The following is a 17754-nucleotide window of genomic DNA, read 5'->3' as shown; positions in this document are numbered from 1 at the left end:
TAAAAGTATATCCGGCTGCCTGAGAATATTCAAAAGATCAGGATGAGAAAGCGGCTGAAACTTGCAAAGACCGAAAATTTCACTCTGAAGACCGAAAAAAAAGGAATTGCCGGTTTCACGCAATTCCCGATAAAAAACGGATCAATTAAAATGCACGGGTGTTCTTTTCCCGTCGAGAATCAGTTCGGATTCTGCGGGTTTGGTTTCCGCCAGGAGTTTCCCCTTGTGGACAGAGTAGCGAACCGGCGCCAGTTTACGAATCACATTATAACTGTCCGACTCCGGCATGATCAGGAAGCTGGCCGGTTTGCCTTCTTCGATCCCGTAGCGGTCGGAGATATGCAGCGTCCGGGCGCTGTTGGCGGTGATCAGATCCAGTGATTTCTTGATCTCCTCATAACCCATCAGCTGGCAGACATGCAGGCCGAGGAACAGGACTTGCAGCATGTTCCCCGTTCCGAGCGGATACCAGGGATCAAAAATGTCGTCATGGCCGAAGCAGACATTGATGCCGGCGTGAAGCATTTCCTTGACCCGGGTGACGCCGCGCCGCTTCGGATAGGTATCGAACCGGCCCTGAAGATGCGTGTTGACGAGCGGATTGGCGACAAAATTCATCCCCGACATTTTGAACACGCGGAATTCCTTGGCCGCATAGGCGCCGTTGTAGGAATGCATCGCGGTTGTATGGCTGGCCGTCACGCGGTCGCCGATACCCCTTTTATACGCTTCGGCAGCGATCACTTCGACAAAACGGGATTGTTCATCATCGATTTCGTCACAGTGAACATCGATCAGCCGGTCATATTTCTCGGCCAGGTCGAAAACGAATTTCATCGATGCTACGCCGTCTTCACGTGTCAGCTCATAATGGGGGATGCCGCCGACCGCGTCGGCGCCGAGCTTCATCGCTTCTTCCATTAATTCTTTGCCCTTAGGATAGCCGAAAATGCTCTCCTGCGGAAAAGCGACGATCTGAATGTCCATCCAGTCCGATACTTTTTCCTTCAGTTCGAGAAGGGCCTTGAGCGCCGTCAGTTCCGGGTCGCACACATCAACATGCGTGCGGACGAACTGGATGCCCTGGGCAGCCTGCCACATCAGTGCTGTCTTGGCGCGTGTGAGCACATCTTCACGCGACAGGACCTTCTTGCGGAGCGCCCAGGTCTCAATCCCTTCAAAAAGGGTCCCGCTGATGTTCCATTTCGGTTCACCGGCCGTCAGTACGGTATCCAGATGAACGTGAGGTTCAATGAACGGCGGAATCACGAGTCCGCCCTCGGCATCAAGCACGGTCCCGGAATTATCGGTTTCAGTCTCGCGCATCGGTTCAATTTTACGGATGACGCCGTTTTCCGTGTAAATTTGCCAGAGTCCGTTACGGTTTGCTAGTTTTGCATGACGTACAAGCATATTTAAGACCTCGTTACTTATGAATTCGTGTAAAGAGCCAGTAGAGCAGTCCGGAAAGGATCAGCACCGGATAAGTTGCACCGGTTGTTGCCTTAAAGAATGGCAGGTTGTGTAATAGAACGAATGCAACGACGCCGATCGCCCAGGCAATCAGTCCGGCCCAGTAAAAACCGCTGGAATACCAGTATTTACCTTTAACTTCTTCAAAAGCCGGCACATCATAGTTTCGTTTCCGGACAATGAAAAAGTCGGTCACCATGATGCCGATCAGCGGGCCGAGCACCATGCCGAGATAATCCAGAAAGGAAATGAACGCATCGAGAAAGGTCCCGAACAGCAGCGGGACGAAGGTGAGCAGAACGGCGGCGATCGTCGACACCCAGAGGGCGGTAATCGGTTTGATTTTTTTCGAAATGTTCGTCAGCGTGATGCCGGCTGCCATCAGATTGACGGCATTTGCGGTCGTGCTCGTCAGGATAATGACAACCATGGCCAGCCAGCCGAGACCGAGTTTGCTGGCGATCGTGCTCGGATCCGAGTTGTTCGGATCGAAAGTACCGCTGGCGACAGCCGTCGCGATCGTTGCGATGATGCCGACAAAAGCGAACCAGAACAGGCCGACATTGGCGCCGATCATCGGAGCGACCGTGGCGCTTGCCCTTCGTTTCGTGTAGCGGGTGAATTCAGCGATCGCCGGAATCCAGGCGAGGCTGAATGCGGCCATCGTATCCATGGCACTGCCGAATGGAAGTGATGAGGCAACAGACGGATGCCAGCTGAGAATCTGGCTGAAAGAGACATTCCTGAGCACGACAATCGTTTCCCAGATGCCCAGAACACCAATCAGGATCATGCCGAACCGCTCAATCATTTTGACGGAACGGTGGCCGAGCGAGATGGAGATGAGGTGAAGCACACTCATGATCAAAATGCCGACAATCATTGATTTTGCACTGCCCTTTTCACCGAATGCTGGCCAGCCGAGACTGCCTTTCAGCAGGAAGCTGATCGAAATGGCGGCAATAAAGGTATTGACGGCCGTCCAGCCGACGAAGGACGTCAGGTTGATTGCACTCGGCAGCTTGCTGCCGCGGATTCCGAAAGACGGACGTGTCAGCGCCATTGTTGAGGTTCCGGCTTTGTAGCCCATATAGCCGACCAGTGCCATAAAAAAGTAGGCGATCGGATTGGCGATCAGCGTGACCGCGATCGCACCGCCGAACGCGAGTCCGGCCATAACGCCGCCGATGTACCACGTGCCGTTGTTGGCATTTGCTCCGATCCAGGTCGCGAGCATGTCCCAGAACGACATATTGCGTGCCGCTGAGTGGGGCACACGCTCAGTCGCTCCATATTCTTTTTTCGTCACAGATGGTGCAGCGACAGGATTAATGGAGCGTGACAGTTCATTTGACACAAAATAACCTCCCCGGGTTTGAATCATCAATAAGATGTAATGAAAAATAACATTTACTGTTTAATATAAAACTTTTATGGACCGATGGGAATAGATTTGTCAAAAGCCGCTCATTTATATGGAAATTATTTTTCTGCTTCAGAAAGTTCGATGACGTCAGCAACAGATCATTTAATGGTTGTCAGGCACAGGCATGCCATATACCGATCGCACGTTATATAATGGATACGGTTATATTTTCATCGCATAAATTTGACATACGTGTGACAATTCGTACACTTTAATCACGTATACTTTTAATCTCCGCTCTGATTTGTTATGTTTGAGAAAGCGGTTAAGATTGCGAAGAAAGGAGAAAGACTTGATTCATGCACATTCTATCAGTCGGCGTCGACTATAAAAATACACCGGTACGGGTCAGAGAAGCACTGACGTTCCCGGCTGCAGAACTTGAAAAGGCACTGACCGGGCTCAGAGAAACAAAGAGCATCTTTGAAACAGTGATCCTGTCGACCTGTAATCGTACCGAGATCTATGTTGTGTGTGATCAGCTGCATACAGGACGCTATTACACGAAGCAGTATTTTGCCGGCTGGTTTCATCTCACGCCGGAATCGCTGAAACCGTTTCTCGTCCTCAGGGAAGACCAGGAGGCGATCCGCCATCTTTTTCGGGTGACCTGCGGGCTGGATTCCATGGTGCTCGGCGAGACGCAGATTCTCGGACAGGTGCGCCACGCGTTTCTGACGGCCCAGCAGCTCGGGACGACCGGGACTCTTTTTAATGAATTGTTTAAACAGGCCCTGACTGTCGCCAAACATGCCCAGGATGAAACGCAGATCAATGATCATCCGGTCTCGGTGAGCTACGCGGCGGTGAAGCTGCTGCAGGACGTGACCGGACCGCTCAATGAAAAATCGGTCCTGATGATCGGTGCCGGCGAGATGAGCTGTCTGGCGCTGAAGCATCTGATGAGCAGCGGCGTCCGCCATCTGACGGTCATCAACCGTACAAAAGAAAAGGCAGACCGTCTGGCCGGTCAGTTTCACGGCCGGTCCGTTCCTTTTGCATCACTGGATGCATCGATTGCCGGCAGCGATATTGTCTTTGCGTCCACGTCGTCACCGGATTACCTGATTACTAAGGCAAGTCTCGCGCCATTGCTTGCAGCGCGGGATACCCGGCCGCTGATTCTGGTGGATATTGGTGTGCCGCGCAATATCGACCCGGAAACGGCGCGTCTGGAACAGGTGCGGTTGTTCGATATTGATGACCTGGAGCGGATTGTCGATCAGAATCTCGAGGCGAGGCGCAGGGCAGCCGAACGGATCACGCCGCTGATCACCGCGCAGATGGACCGGTATGCCGAGTGGCTGCATACATTGGGCGTGGTTCCGGTGATCTCCGCGCTGCGCGAAAAGGCACTTTCCATTCACTCTGAAATGATGGAACGGATCGATCACAAATTGCCTGAACTGACCGAGCGGGAGCGCAAAGTTTTCAGCAAACAGGCCAAAAGTATGATTAATCAGCTGCTGCGGGAACCGATTACCCGCATCAAAGAACTGTCAGGAAGCGAACATGGGAAGCATGCCATCGAGCATTTTGCCGAAATCTTTGATATTGAGGAAGCTGCCCATTCCGGAATGAGCGGAAAACAAGCTGACGCGGCCGCATCGCCTTCAAAAGAGCTCAACGGAAGCATCTCCTGAAGCTCTTTTTCTTTATGCGGAACGGGTACAGATGGTGAAAAATGAAGTGGAGAGAGTCAATCATGAGAACGATTCGGGTGGGAACAAGGAAGAGCAGGCTGGCCCTGGTTCAAAGTCAACTGGTGGTCGACAGCCTGTCCGGTAAAACAAATGATTTTACATTTACGCTCCGGCATATTGTGACGAAGGGCGACCGGATTCAGGATGTGGCTCTGTCCAGGGTCGGAGGAAAGGGTCTCTTTGTGAAAGAGATCGAGCGGGCTTTGCTGGGCGGAGAAATTGATTTTGCCGTTCACAGCATGAAAGATATGCCGGCAGAATTGCCGGAAGGACTGGAGATCGCATCAATACCTGAGCGGGAAGACCCGCATGATGTGCTTCTGTCCGCTAAGAACCGGCGCCTGGAGGAACTGAAACCGGGCGCGGTGATCGGAACAAGCAGCCTGCGGCGCGCCGCACAGATTCTCTCTGTCCGGCCGGATCTGACCATTCGCCCGCTGCGCGGGAATGTTACGACTCGGATCAGCCGGCTTAAATCCGGTGATTTCGATGCCATCGTCCTGGCCGCAGCAGGTATGAAGCGGCTCGGCATTGAGGAGAACGGTGAAGCGCTGCCTTATGATTTCCTGCTTCCGGCCGTCGGACAGGGGGCGCTGGCGATTGAGTGCCGTTCATCCGACATCGGGCTGAAAGCTTTGCTGGACCGCATTAATCATGAGCAAACAGCGGTGACGGTGCGGGCAGAACGGGCCTTTCTGAAGCGCCTGAACGGCAGCTGCCAGGTGCCAATTGCCGCTTATTGTGAACGCGATGCGGCCGGACATCTGCACCTGCAGGGACGGGTCGCATCGGTCGACGGCAAAAAAGTACTGAAAAGCCATGGCACAGGAGACGATCCGGTGGTTCTCGGGACCCGGATTGCCGAGGATCTGCTCAACCGGGGAGCGGCAAAAATTCTGGCTGAGCTCGGACTGGAGTGACGGGGATGCCAAGTCTGTCTCTGCCGCCTTACTTGGATGGAAAACAGGTGCTCGTGACACGTGCACGGCACCAGTCCGCAGCAATGATCGACAGAATTCACGCCTATGGAGGAGAAGCGATAACAGTTCCGCTGATTGCCTATCGCCGGGCGCCTCTGGCCGACGCCTCACGGAGCGCGTGGCTCAGGGATGTGGAACAGGCCGACTGGCTGATTTTCACCAGCAGCAACAGCCTTGATTTTTTCATGCGTGTGCTTGACCGGCGTGAGCGGCTGAGCCAAGTGAAACTGGCAGCTGTAGGGAAGAAGACGGCTGAGCGTCTTAAAAACTACGGGCTGGAAGCTGATTTTATCCCGGACCATTTCAATGCTCGGGGCATCGTGACTGCTTTCTCAACGAAGAAGATCAGCGCAGCCCGGGTCGCCGTCCCGCTCGGTTCCCTGTCGGATACAGGCTGGTTTGAAGCGCTCCGGAATCAGAATATCGAAGTGACAGGCTGCGTTCTGTATCAGACGGTGGCCAACGAAACAAACAGGGACCAGCTCGAAGAAACGATTCGGTCGCGCCGTTTGTCGGCGATCACTTTTGCCAGCCCGTCGGCGGTCCGCTTTTTTACATACCTTCTCCCGGAAGCGCTCTGGCGCAGTGCGCTAACACAATGCACCGTTGCCGTCATCGGACCGGCCACTGCCGACGCAGTGAAAGCATTCGGCTACAGACCCGAAGTTGTCCCAAATCAATTTACAGCCATTGATCTGATCGATGCGCTGGCTAATTACTATCATAAAAAAGGAAGTCTTGACAATGAACAGCAATCTTAAATTTGACCGTCACCGCCGACTGAGACGGACACCGGTAATCAGAGAGATGGTCCGCGAGACATTTATCCGGCCGTCGGACTTTATTTATCCGATTTTTGTCACGGATGAAAAGACAAATAGCAAATCGGAGATCAAGTCGATGCCGAACGTCTACCAGTATTCACTGGACCGTCTGGATGATGAACTCAGCGAAGTCACATCCCTTGGCATTCCATCAGTGATCTTTTTCGGGGTGCCTAAAGTGAAAGATGCCGTCGGTTCAGGTGCGTATGACGATCAGGGGATCGTTCAGCGGGCGATCCGCCAGACGAAGAAGAATTTTCCGGATCTTGTGGTCATCGCCGACACCTGCATGTGCGAGTACACGGATCACGGCCATTGCGGCATTGTTCATGATGGCGACGTGGACAACGATGAAAGTCTGCCTTATCTTGTAAAGACCGCTGTTTCCCAGGCTGAGGCCGGCGCCGATATTATTGCTCCGTCAAATATGATGGACGGATTTGTTGCCGCAATTCGTGAAGGTCTTGATGAGGCCGGCTTCACGCAGATTCCGATCATGTCTTATGCAGTTAAATACGCATCGGCCTACTTCGGTCCGTTCCGCGATGCAGCCGAAAGCGCGCCGAAATTTGGCAACCGGAAGACCTACCAGATGGATCCGGCCAATCGGCGCGAAGCACTGCGGGAAGCGGAATCCGATGTCCGTGAAGGGGCCGACATGATCATCGTGAAACCGGCACTGCCGTATCTTGATGTTCTCCGTGATGTACGGAATCAGGTGAACCTGCCGCTGGTTGCCTATAATGTAAGCGGAGAATACGCGATGGTGAAGGCTGCAGCCCGGAACGGCTGGATTGACGAGAAGGCGGTCGTCCTCGAATCACTGACCGGAATGAAACGCGCCGGAGCCGACATGATTATTACCTATCACGCCAAGGATGCCTGCCGCTGGCTTGCAGAAGAGGGATAAATTATGGACTTCAGTAAATCGGCCGCAGCTTTCAGGGAAGCCGGCAAATCGATGCCGGGCGGCGTCAACAGTCCGGTCCGCGCCTTTTCATCGGTTGATCTGGATCCGATTTATATGGATCATGGGAAGGGCTCGAAAGTCTATGATCTGGACGGCAACGAGTACATTGACTATGTGCTGAGCTGGGGTCCGCTGATCCTCGGACATGCCGATGAGAAGGTACTCGCGTTTGTCAAAGAGACAGCGGATAAAGGGTTCGGTTTCGGGGCACCGCACGTTCTGGAGACGAAGCTGGCGGAACTGGTAAAGGCACGTGTGCCGTCGATCGAAATGATCCGTATGGTTAATTCCGGCACTGAAGCAACGATGAGCGCAATCCGTCTGGCCCGCGGCTACACCGGACGCGATAAAATTCTGAAATTCGAAGGCAGTTATCATGGGAGCTCTGATTCACTGCTGATCAAGGCCGGTTCCGGCGTGGCCACCCTCGGTTTGCCGGACAGTCCGGGCGTACCGGTACAGCTTGCAGAGGATACGCTGACTGTTCCTTACAATGACCCGGATCGCGTTGATGAAGTTTTTAAAAAGTTCGGGCAGGAGATTGCCTGTGTTATTGTCGAACCGGTGTCCGGCAATATGGGCGTCGTTCCGCCGCAGCCCGGTTTCCTGGAGTTTCTCAGAAAAATCACGAAAGACTGCGGTGCTCTGCTCATTTTTGATGAAGTAATGACCGGATTCCGTGTTGCTTACGATTGTGCCCAGGGTTATTATGGGGTGACGCCGGATCTGACAACGCTGGGTAAAGTGATCGGCGGTGGCCTGCCGGTGGGCGCTTACGGGGGCAAAAGTGAAATCATGAGGCAGGTTGCCCCGGCAGGACCGGTCTATCAGGCCGGTACACTTTCAGGGAATCCGCTGGCGATGGCTGCCGGTTATATGACCTTGTCGCAGCTCAGACCGGAGGACTATACGGTCTTTCGCAAACAGGCAGCTTATCTGGCAGAAGGCTATCGCCGGGCGGCGGCCAACTACGGTGTTCCGCTGACCGTAAACGATGTCGGTGCCATGATGTCTTTCTTCTTCACCGATCAGAAGGTAACGGATTACACATCGGCCAGGTCGTCGAATCTAAACCATTTCAAAACCTATTTTTCGGCGATGATCAGACAGGGAATCTCGCTGCCGCCGTCGCAATTCGAATCGCTGTTTCTGTCAACCCGGCATTCAACTGAAGACCTTGACCGGACGATTGCCGCCGCACGGAATGCGTTCCGCAAGGTTGCCGAATCGTGACAGATAAATCTTTCAATAAATAAGAATTTGGCGAAAAGAAACCACCTGAAGCAACGTTCAGGTGGTTTCTTTGTCATTTTCTTTTTGTTCGGAATAGTGATGCACGAAACGTGTCAGAGCCTGCAGCGCCTCTTCTCTGACTTCCGGAAAGACGCCATGACCAAGATTGAATATGTAGCCCGGACGGCTCTGCATCTGATCGAGAAGGGCGGCTGCCCGGCTCTCGATCAGATGCTGCGGCGCGAGCAGCAGGGAAGGATCAAGATTCCCCTGAACCGCCTTGGTGATGCCCGATGTCACGAGATCCTCCGGTGACACTCGCCAGTCAAACGAGAGAACGTCGACCGGGAATTTGTTCCACTCTTTCAGCAGGTGACCGGCACCGGCGGCAAAATACAGGCTGACTGCACCGGTTTCCTGCAGACCGGAGAAGATTTTTTTCATTGCCGGCGCGATAAACGTCTGATAGTCTGCTGCACTCAGAGCACCGACCCAGGAATCAAAAACCTGTACGGCCTGGGCACCGGCGCTGATCTGGGCGATCAGGTAGCTGAGCGTCATTTCCGCCAGATCGCTCATCAGAGCGTCCCAGTCTTCCGGGTGCGCATACATAAATCCTTTCGTCTTGTGATAGTTCCGGGACGGACCGCCCTCGATCAGATAACTGGCCAGTGTGAAAGGAGCACCCGCAAACCCGATCAGCGGCACCTCCAGCTGCTGATGGAGGAGCGATACCGAATCAAGAACAAAAGGCAGATCGCGGGCAACATCCAGCGAACGCCAGCGGGCAAAATCGGCTCCGGAACGGATCGGCCGGGAGAACACCGGACCGACCCCTTCGACCAGTTTTACATCGATGCCTCGGGCCTTAATTGGCGTCATGATATCGGAAAAAAGAATGGCGGCATCGACACCCAGTTTTTCCACCGGGAGGCGGGTCACCTGAGCACAGATTTCCGGGTGCCGGCAGATCTCAAAGAATGAATAGCGCTTGCGTATCGCCCGATACTCTTTCTGATAGCGGCCCGCCTGTCTCATGTACCAGACCGGTGTGTAAGGTACCGGTTGCTTGCGGCATGCTTTTAAGAAAACATCATTGAACAGAAGATTCATCTCCGCTTCATATTAAAAATCAGTGTGAAGAAGGTATGCCCGGGTTTATTCCAGGTTCTACGGATTCCCCGCACGTTATTATTTTACGCGAATCGTGCCTCTATTGCACGAGTATCCTGGAACCGTTTCCTTCGAAACTTATTTTCTCGGTTTGATTGCTGCTTCCCCGGCATACGCTAAGGGGGGGTGACCAGCCTAAAATTAACGAGCGCCGACTCTGCGGAAAACAGTTTAAAGCGCTATAATAGGCAAAGGCAAACGGAGGGATTAAGAACACATTGAAACTTGTTAACCAGTTCTGCATTTTTTAAGGGGAGATGAAGGTCATGGATGAGACCGAAAAGCTGAATAGTATTGTCAATAATCTGAGTAATCAGGAAAAGAAAAAGCTTATGGATAGCAGCCCCGAAGAAATCGCTGAAAAATGGGAACAGGTTTATGAGATCCCGATCAAACAGAGTAAATTTTTCCTGAACAATATCTTTTTCAAAAACCATCACCAGCATTAAACAGATGATCAGGCAGCAGGTGTCCGGTGAAACAGATACCTGCTGCTGTTCTTCATTTTTTAAGGACGGTTGGTTCAGCAGAAAATCTGTGAATTCATGAAAATCGATCCATAGACGACTTCCTTCCGATGCATTTTCGTTATAGAATAATAGTAATGAGTAATAAGGTTGAAAAATAACTGGCGGATTCCCATGCCGGTGTCTCACGGGGTGAATTTTATGGGAATGAATGAACCGGCGCTGTCCGGTGATGAAAGAAAAACAGCGAAGGAAAAACGGAATGTACGCAAAGATCTGCTGATCTCGTCGGTTGTGCTGACCAGTACGGCCGCGTTCTTCAAAGTGGCAGGCGACGTGATTGGCCGGCATTTTTATAAACTGGCGATTGCACGTAATGACAAAACGGAGCTGGAGGGTTCACTGCGCTCCGCACAGAATATCGGGGAAATTCCGCAGGTTGTCAAGGATACGCTTGAGAACCAAAAGGCGTTCATGGAAAAATTCACGAACGAACATCACCCCGAAGAAGTGTATCTGGAATCTAATGACCATCTGAAACTGCACGGCTACCGGTTCCTTGTCCATCCGGACAGCCACCGTTGGGTAATCCCGCTGCATGGCTACATGAATGAAGGCAGCGACATGTTCTTTTTCACGGCTAAATTCGCGCAGCGAGGGTTCAATGCGCTCGTACCGGATCTGCGCGGCGCCGGCAAGAGCGAGGGGGACTACATCGGTATGGGCTGGGACGACCGGCTCGACGTCGTCGGGTGGATTCATAAAATCATCGCCGAGGATCCGGAAGCCCGGATCGTTATTTTCGGCATCTCAATGGGTGCGGCGACGGCGATGATGACGGCCGGTGAAAAACTTCCGGAGAATGTTGCTGCGATCATTGAAGACTGCGGCTATACATCCGTCGCCGATGAATTTTCCTACGAGCTGCATCAGCTCTATTCACTGCCGAAGTTTCCTGTGCTTCCGCTCGCCGACCGGGCGATCCGAAATAAAGCCGGCTTCAGCATCTATCAGGCATCCTCCGTCGAACAGCTGAAGAAGGCCTGTGTTCCGATGCTGTTCATCCACGGGGAGAAGGACACCTATGTGCCGACAGAAATGGTTTATAAGGTATATGAGGCGGCACCGGTGGACAAAGAGCTGATGATCATCAAGGACGCGCCTCACGCTTCATCGTCCTTCGTTCACCCTGAACGTTATTTTTCCGGCATCTTTTCGTTTGTCGAAAAACATCTTTGAGGAAAAATTTACTGCAAGAAATTTGTTGGTCTGACAGGAAAAAAGACCCTTCCAGTTCTCTGGAAAGGTCTATTTTTTTGGCATATGTAGTATTGCTGCTTGAAATAGCACCAAGATGTGGCTATTATAATTAATATATAAATTGAAAGTGGTGATCAGGGATGAGAATCGAACTGTCAGAGTCCTATATCGAAAGTGTAAAAAAAGAAGTCAAACCACACTGGGGCGAACTCGGGTGGGTCACATATAAACGGACTTATGCCAGATGGCTGGAGGATGAACAGCGCCACGAGAACTGGGAGGAAACGGTCAAAAGAGTCGTTGAAGGAAACATCAACCTTGACCCGCGTCTTCATGAAAAGACTGTGTCCACGGAAGTCTATCTCGGGCTTCAGCGTGAAGCAGAGCGGCTGTTCAAACTGATCTACGGGCTTGCATCGACGCCGTCCGGACGCAATCTCTGGATTTCAGGAACCGACTATCAGAAACGGGTCGGCGATGCGCTGAACAACTGCTGGTTCATCTCGATCCGCCCGCAAGCCTATGGCGACAGCGTGATTGTTCCGGATTATCTGGCTAAAGATCAGAAAGCAGTTTCGATGCCGTTCTCGTTTCTCTTTGATGAACTGATGAAGGGCGGCGGTGTCGGCTTCTCCGTGGTTGAAAAGAACATTGCCGAGATGCCGTCAGTGGACCAGGCGATCGATCTTGTTGTCCTGATCAGCAAGAAGAACCATGATTACCGGGCAGCGATTAATGCCGGCGCGGTTGATGCGGACGACTGGTACAGGGCACATCGGGGCGAACCCTACCTGTTTTCCGAAACAGCCGACTCCCGTGAAGGCTGGGTGAAATCGAACGCGTTGCTGATCGATGCACACTTTAAGAAGACTACCGGCCCGGCGAACCGTGTCGTAATCGATGTCACCGATATCCGTGAGAAGGGGAAACTGATTCACGGTTTCGGTGGTGTGGCGGCCGGCCCGGCACCTTTTGTCGAGATGCTGTTTTCAATCAATCAGGTGCTCAACGAAGCTTGCGGCCGTAAGCTGACCTCGGTCGACTGCACGGACGTCTGCAACCTGATCGGCAAGAATGTCGTCGCCGGCAATGTACGCCGCAGTGCCGAGATTGCGCTGGGCAGTCCCGTGGATCAGGGATTCGTCACGATGAAACAGGATCAGGAGAAGCTGATGGACCACCGCTGGGCATCCAATAACAGCGTGATTGTCAGTCCGGAATTCGATGATTACGAGACGATTGCCGATTCCATCAGCAAGAACGGTGAACCGGGTATTGTGAATATGGATATGATTCAAAATTACGGACGGCTCGCCGACGGACGCCAGGAAGGCATCGACGGTGAAGCGGAGGGGACAAATCCGTGCGGTGAAATCTCGCTGTGCAACGGTGAACCGTGTAACCTGTTTGAAGTCTTCCCGCTGGTTGCTGAGGAACAGAACTGGAATATGGATGAAGTGTTCGCCCTGGCCACCCGTTATGCAAAACGCGTGACGTTCTCCAAATATGACTGGGAAGTCTCCCGGAAAATTATTCAGAAAAACCGCCGGATCGGTATCTCAATGAGCAGCATTCAGGACTGGATCCTTACCAAATTCGGTAAACGGCTGGTGACCGGATTCCGTGAAGAGACCGAAGCAGCTACTGGAGAAACGGTAAAGGCTCCGGTTTATAATGAAGCGGCGGTCAAGGCGGTTGAAGGGTTCTACAATGCGGTCATTGGGGCGGACAAGGCCTATTCCGAAGCGCTGGGCTGCGGTACGTCGATCAAGCACACGACGGTCAAACCGTCCGGAACGGTATCGAAACTGGCCGGCGTATCTGAAGGGATGCACTTCAGTTTCGACAAATACATCATCCAGAGGATCCGGTTCCAGGACAGCGACCCGCTGATTCCGGCAATCGAGAAAGCCGGCTATCCGGTCGAGAAGGATGCTTATTCTGCAAACACAATGGTCGCCTCGTTCCCGGTGAAGGCCGAGGGCGCGGAAATGGATCACTTCGTATCGGCCAACGATGTATCGATTGAGGAACAGTTCGCGACGCAGGCATTCCTGCAGACGTATTGGTCGGATAACTCCGTCAGCTGCACGATTACGTTCCATCCGGAAGAAAAGGACAAGATTGCCGGGCTGTTCCGCCAGTACCGGACGGCATGCAAGTCGACTTCACTGCTTCCTTACAGCGGACACGGATTCGTTCAGGCACCTAAGGAACCAATCAACAAAGCAAAGTATCAGGAAATGAAAGATCGTGTGACCGGCAACGTTCAGGACATCTACAGCGACATGAATCCGGAGCACTCGTCCGACCAGAGAGATCTGGAGATCGTCGGTCAGACGGATTGCGTCGGCGGCGCCTGCCCGGTAAAATAATCGCTCATGCCGGACGATTTGAGACTGAAAAGAAAGAGGCGTTCATCGCTGACCATTCGTAAAATGACGGTTCTGTCTCTCTTGACTGCTATGGCCGTAGCCGGCCGGCTGGCGATTCACGGACTGAATATCCAGCCGGCGACGCTGATCATCATTCTAACCGGCTGGTTTTTCGGCTGGCGGATGGGGCTGGCGGAAGGCATGATGGTCGCGCTCGTGTCCGACCTTGTTCTTGGCCTTGGCTACTGGACACCGTTTCAGATGCTGGCATGGGGTCTGATTGGCCTCCTCTCTGCCGCACTGCCGAAGTATCCATGGGTCTACATTCTGTGGCTCAGCCTGTCCGGCTTCCTGTTTGGTCTCGTCATGGCGCTGTCCTATTTCCTGATGTCGTCGAACCTTGTCACAGTATTCGGGATGTGGCTTGCCGGCTTGCCGTTCGACCTTTATCACGCAGCAGGGAACCTGGCTTTCGGCATACTGTCGCCGCTTCTCTTCAAGGTATTCCGGCGTGAAGCCGAACAACTCAGAGACCGTTCACGGTAGTCATTGAAACAACAAAATAATCGCACGAGATTAAGGGGGCAGGATCATTTTCCTGCGCTCTTTTTTTAGTTTGGGGAGTCCGTTTGCTTTTCGTGTTGTGGATTCCCGGATAATTGCGGCAACGCTGTTCCATTAATGGCGAAGGGCGTCAGAACATGTAGAAAAGTCGTTATGTCTGAATTCGTCAATCCGGCAGGAAAATAGCGGCTCTGTATCTAAATATAAGTATATGATGCTTATACTACGGAACGGAGCGTGATCCCATGCGATTCAACAGGGAAAATATCGGCTATTTTACGAAAACTGTTGCTGAGCGGCTGAACATGACGGTGAGCAAACTTCGTCGGCTGACGGTTGCGCTTGAAAAACATGGTTATAAAATGTCACGCAATAAAAGCAATCAGCGAATCTATTTCAACAAGGATATCCGGACAATCGAACAGTTAACGGGGCTTTTAAAAAGAGGGCTGACGATCGATGATGCGGCCGAACAGATAACTCGCGGCAGGGGATTTGCACCGGGGAAAGCAGAGCCGGGTGATGCGAACCTGATCAATTGGGATGAACCCGCCATCACGCCATCGGGCATACCCCTGTCCGAGTCTCAATTCCGGGCGATGATCGAACAGGTTGCCGCAACGACCGCGCAGAAAACGGCCGATGAAGTGATTTCCCGATACGACCGGGAAATGCAGCGGCGGATCGAACTGCGGGACAGGGAACTTGTGACCCGGCTTCGCGAAGCGAATGAAGCAAGCCGAAAGAAGAAGCACTGGCTCACGAAGATGATCGGCCTTTAAGAAGTGGGAAGAAAACAGATCTATAGTATCGTTTTATAAAGGATACGACGATGTATCCTTTTTCCAGTTCGAAAACTTTTATATAAATATCCAAATATACTATACTAAGACTATGACTTAGTATGCTGTGACGCATTTCACATATTAGTAGATTTAGTTTAGTCTGCTGGATCAGGAAAAAATGGAGGTACTTTCTCATGAGTGATCAAACCATCGGCCTTCTGGTCATGGCTTACGGAACACCTGAGCGTCCCGATCAGATCGAAGCCTACTACACGCACATCCGGCACGGGCGCAAACCGTCCGAACCGGCCCTGCAGAATCTGATCGCACGCTACCGGACGATCGGCGGGGTCTCGCCGCTTGCGGAAATTACCCGAGCGCAAGGTGAGCGCCTGACTGAGAAGCTGAACCGGACGGTGACCGGAAAAAAATTCAAACTCTATCTCGGAATGAAGCACACGGCGCCTTTCATTGAGGACGCAGTCTCGCAGATGGCCGGAGACGGTGTTAAAGAAGCCATCGGCCTGATTCTGGCACCACATTATTCGGATTACAGTGTCCGGCTTTATATGGATCGTGCTCAGGCGGCAGCACAGGCGTACGACGGGCTAAAAATCCATATGATTGATGACTGGTATGACGAACCGTCGTTCATCGCATTCTGGGCAAGGCAGATCAGGAAGGAATTGGACAAAATCGGGGATCTTTCGAAAACGGCGGTGATTTTCTCCGCACACAGCTTGCCTGTGAAAATCATTCAGAATGGCGACCCTTATCCCGGCCAGGTAAAAGAAACGGCGCAGCTGATCGCCGATGCACTGCATCTGAAGCGGTTTGCTGTTGGCTGGCAGAGTGCGGGCCGGACAGGCGAGCCGTGGATCGGACCGGACGTGCGCGAGCTGACGCGGCAGTTTTATCACGAGAGCGGCTGTACCGCTTTTGTCTATTGTCCGATCGGTTTCATTGCTGATCACCTGGAAGTACTTTATGATAACGATCAAGTGTGCCGTCAGCTGACTGAAGAACTGGGTGCCGCTTATTATCGACCGGCGATGCCGAATGCGGATCCGCAGTTCATCGCATGTCTGGCGACCATTGTTGCCAGAAGAGCAGTGCAGCTGGATCGGGAAGACAAAGCACCTGCCCGGAATCAGGCAACGATACATAGTGCCTGATTTACGGCTTGATGAAGGAATTCAGGAATTGTACAGGGGATGAGTTTATGGCGGAAGCTGCAGAGACACTGGACGGCTGGTACTGTCTGCATGAATTCAGGACCATCGACTGGTCCGGATGGAAAAGGCTTACACTGCCTGAACGGCAGGAAGCTGTTCAGGCAGTGAAGGCATTCGTTGCTGAGCTTGCAGCGAATGAAGAAAGCAAGAAGGGGAGCTATGCGTTCTACTCGATTGTCGGACAGAAGGCAGATTTTGTATTCATGTGGTTAAGGCCGACTCTGGACGAGCTCAATGAACTGGAAGTCCGGTTCAATCAAACGAAATTTGCGGATTTTACCCGGCCGGCGTATTCCTATGTCTCAGTCGTCGAACTGAGCAACTATCTGGGTAAAGACGGGGGTGACCCTTATGCCAATCCGCGGATTCGGACACGGCTTTACCCGGTTCTGCCGAAGACGGCTCATTTCTGCTTTTATCCTATGAACAAGAAAAGGGACGGTCAGGACAACTGGTACCTGCTCCCGATGGATGCACGCCGGGAAATGATGCGCAGTCACGGCCGGATCGGACGTAAATATGCCGGGAAGCTCAGGCAGGTGATCACCGGCTCAGTCGGGCTCGACGACTGGGAATGGGGGGTTACCCTGTTCGCCGATGATCCGCTGCAGTTTAAGAAACTGATCTATGAGATGCGATTTGATGAGGTGAGCGCACGGTTCGGCGAATTCGGCCCGTTTTACGTCGGTTCCCTCCTCAACACGGATACACTGGCCGCGATGCTCACAAGGCTTTAAAGAAGATGCAGTTTCAATCAGCCCGGGTGAAAAAAGAGCGGAACGGACATATAGATCCGTTCCGCTCTTTGCCTGTCAGGCTCCATGATATTCAACATCCTGATAGGCTTTAACGCGGCGGAATTTCGCCTGGGCATAGGAACATACAGGGATGATTTTCTTGTGCTCACGCACGGCTTTGTCAACCACTGCCTGAATCAGTTGTCCGGCCAGCTTCTGACCGCGGTAGGCAGGGTCGACAAATGTATGGTCGATGCTGAGCACATTTTCATAAGGTTTGGTAAATGTGACTTCGCCAGCTTCTTTCCCGTCATCATCAAGAAAATAGAAACGATTCGATGCCTCATGCAATTCCATGATTTTCACCCTCGGTCCTGATGTTTTACAGTTTCTAATTAATTATTTCGCTGCCCGATACGGATTCTCCTGCATGAGGAAACTCATTCGTCAATTAAAAAATAAGCTTCACATTCCGGTCAAAAACGAGCAAGAAATTTCGAGTGTGCTAAAATTGAGATGTAACAAGATGTATGTCTACAGGTAAAGGGG

16 protein-coding genes are annotated in these 17754 nt (G+C 52.4%); 12 read left to right on the top strand and 4 right to left on the bottom strand.

Going from position 1 to position 17754, the window contains the following annotated elements; translation table 11 throughout:
• Positions 1-141 precede the first annotated feature (141 nt).
• Together codA and D889_RS0105000 are read right to left on the bottom strand one after the other, a co-directional pair.
• Positions 142-1413 (bottom strand): cytosine deaminase, encoded by a 1272-nt coding sequence (gene codA / locus D889_RS0105005; RefSeq protein ID WP_010631142.1) that lies wholly within the window; start codon positions 1411-1413, stop codon positions 142-144.
• Positions 1414-1426: 13 nt separating this feature from the next.
• Complete coding sequence (locus tag D889_RS0105000) at positions 1427-2830, bottom strand: cytosine permease (protein ID WP_010631143.1); 1404 nt, start codon at positions 2828-2830, stop codon at positions 1427-1429.
• A 368-nt stretch (positions 2831-3198) separates the two neighbouring features.
• Between D889_RS0105000 and hemA the strand changes: the two genes are divergently transcribed.
• The 5 genes from hemA to hemL all read left to right on the top strand — a co-directional run bounded on the left by hemA (position 3199) and on the right by hemL (position 8609).
• Positions 3199-4542, top strand: coding sequence for a glutamyl-tRNA reductase (hemA, locus tag D889_RS0104995; protein WP_010631144.1), 1344 nt, complete (start codon positions 3199-3201; stop codon positions 4540-4542).
• A gap of 62 nt (positions 4543-4604) precedes the next feature.
• Positions 4605-5522, top strand: coding sequence for a hydroxymethylbilane synthase (hemC, locus tag D889_RS0104990; RefSeq protein WP_010631145.1), 918 nt, complete (start codon positions 4605-4607; stop codon positions 5520-5522).
• Between the two features lie 5 nt (positions 5523-5527).
• On the top strand, positions 5528-6343 hold the full coding sequence (locus D889_RS0104985; protein WP_010631146.1) for a uroporphyrinogen-III synthase: 816 nt from the start codon (positions 5528-5530) through the stop codon (positions 6341-6343).
• On the top strand, positions 6327-7316 hold the full coding sequence (gene hemB, locus D889_RS0104980; RefSeq protein WP_010631147.1) for a porphobilinogen synthase: 990 nt from the start codon (positions 6327-6329) through the stop codon (positions 7314-7316). Before D889_RS0104985 ends, hemB begins: the two co-directional genes overlap by 17 nt.
• A complete protein-coding gene (hemL, locus tag D889_RS0104975) occupies positions 7317-8609 on the top strand; it encodes a glutamate-1-semialdehyde 2,1-aminomutase (RefSeq protein ID WP_193379215.1) in 1293 nt (430 codons plus the stop codon).
• A 57-nt stretch (positions 8610-8666) separates the two neighbouring features.
• Here the strand turns inward: hemL and hemE are convergent, their stop codons facing one another.
• Positions 8667-9722 carry a uroporphyrinogen decarboxylase gene (gene hemE, locus D889_RS0104970; RefSeq protein WP_010631149.1) on the bottom strand — a complete coding sequence of 352 codons (1056 nt, stop codon included), beginning with the start codon at positions 9720-9722 and terminating at the stop codon, positions 8667-8669.
• Positions 9723-10048: 326 nt separating this feature from the next.
• Here hemE and D889_RS0104965 point away from each other — a divergent pair, with 326 nt between their 5' ends.
• The 7 genes from D889_RS0104965 to hemQ all read left to right on the top strand — a co-directional run bounded on the left by D889_RS0104965 (position 10049) and on the right by hemQ (position 17205).
• A complete protein-coding gene (locus tag D889_RS0104965; RefSeq protein WP_010631150.1) occupies positions 10049-10231 on the top strand; it encodes a hypothetical protein in 183 nt (60 codons plus the stop codon).
• A gap of 219 nt (positions 10232-10450) precedes the next feature.
• Positions 10451-11488 carry an alpha/beta hydrolase gene (locus D889_RS0104960; RefSeq protein WP_018962177.1) on the top strand — a complete coding sequence of 346 codons (1038 nt, stop codon included), beginning with the start codon at positions 10451-10453 and terminating at the stop codon, positions 11486-11488.
• A 161-nt stretch (positions 11489-11649) separates the two neighbouring features.
• On the top strand, positions 11650-13884 hold the full coding sequence (gene nrdJ / locus D889_RS0104955) for a ribonucleoside-triphosphate reductase, adenosylcobalamin-dependent (RefSeq protein ID WP_010631152.1): 2235 nt from the start codon (positions 11650-11652) through the stop codon (positions 13882-13884).
• Positions 13885-13890: 6 nt separating this feature from the next.
• Positions 13891-14430, top strand: coding sequence for an ECF transporter S component (locus tag D889_RS0104950; RefSeq protein WP_010631153.1), 540 nt, complete (start codon positions 13891-13893; stop codon positions 14428-14430).
• 263 nt (positions 14431-14693) lie between these two features.
• On the top strand, positions 14694-15230 hold the full coding sequence (locus tag D889_RS0104945) for a MerR family transcriptional regulator (RefSeq protein ID WP_010631154.1): 537 nt from the start codon (positions 14694-14696) through the stop codon (positions 15228-15230).
• Between the two features lie 197 nt (positions 15231-15427).
• Complete coding sequence (gene hemH, locus D889_RS0104940; protein ID WP_010631155.1) at positions 15428-16408, top strand: ferrochelatase; 981 nt, start codon at positions 15428-15430, stop codon at positions 16406-16408.
• Between the two features lie 47 nt (positions 16409-16455).
• Positions 16456-17205, top strand: coding sequence for a hydrogen peroxide-dependent heme synthase (gene hemQ / locus D889_RS0104935; protein ID WP_010631156.1), 750 nt, complete (start codon positions 16456-16458; stop codon positions 17203-17205).
• 75 nt (positions 17206-17280) lie between these two features.
• Here hemQ and D889_RS0104930 read toward each other — a convergent pair whose 3' ends face one another.
• Positions 17281-17562, bottom strand: coding sequence for a GNAT family N-acetyltransferase (locus tag D889_RS0104930; protein ID WP_010631157.1), 282 nt, complete (start codon positions 17560-17562; stop codon positions 17281-17283).
• Between the last annotated feature and the right edge of the window lie 192 nt (positions 17563-17754).

The sequence above is a fragment of the Sporolactobacillus vineae DSM 21990 = SL153 genome (genome assembly GCF_000377985.1).
Classification (GTDB): domain Bacteria; phylum Bacillota; class Bacilli; order Bacillales; family Sporolactobacillaceae; genus Sporolactobacillus; species Sporolactobacillus vineae.
Note: the sequence above shows the minus strand (reverse complement) of the source record. Positions and strands in the feature narration are given on the sequence as shown.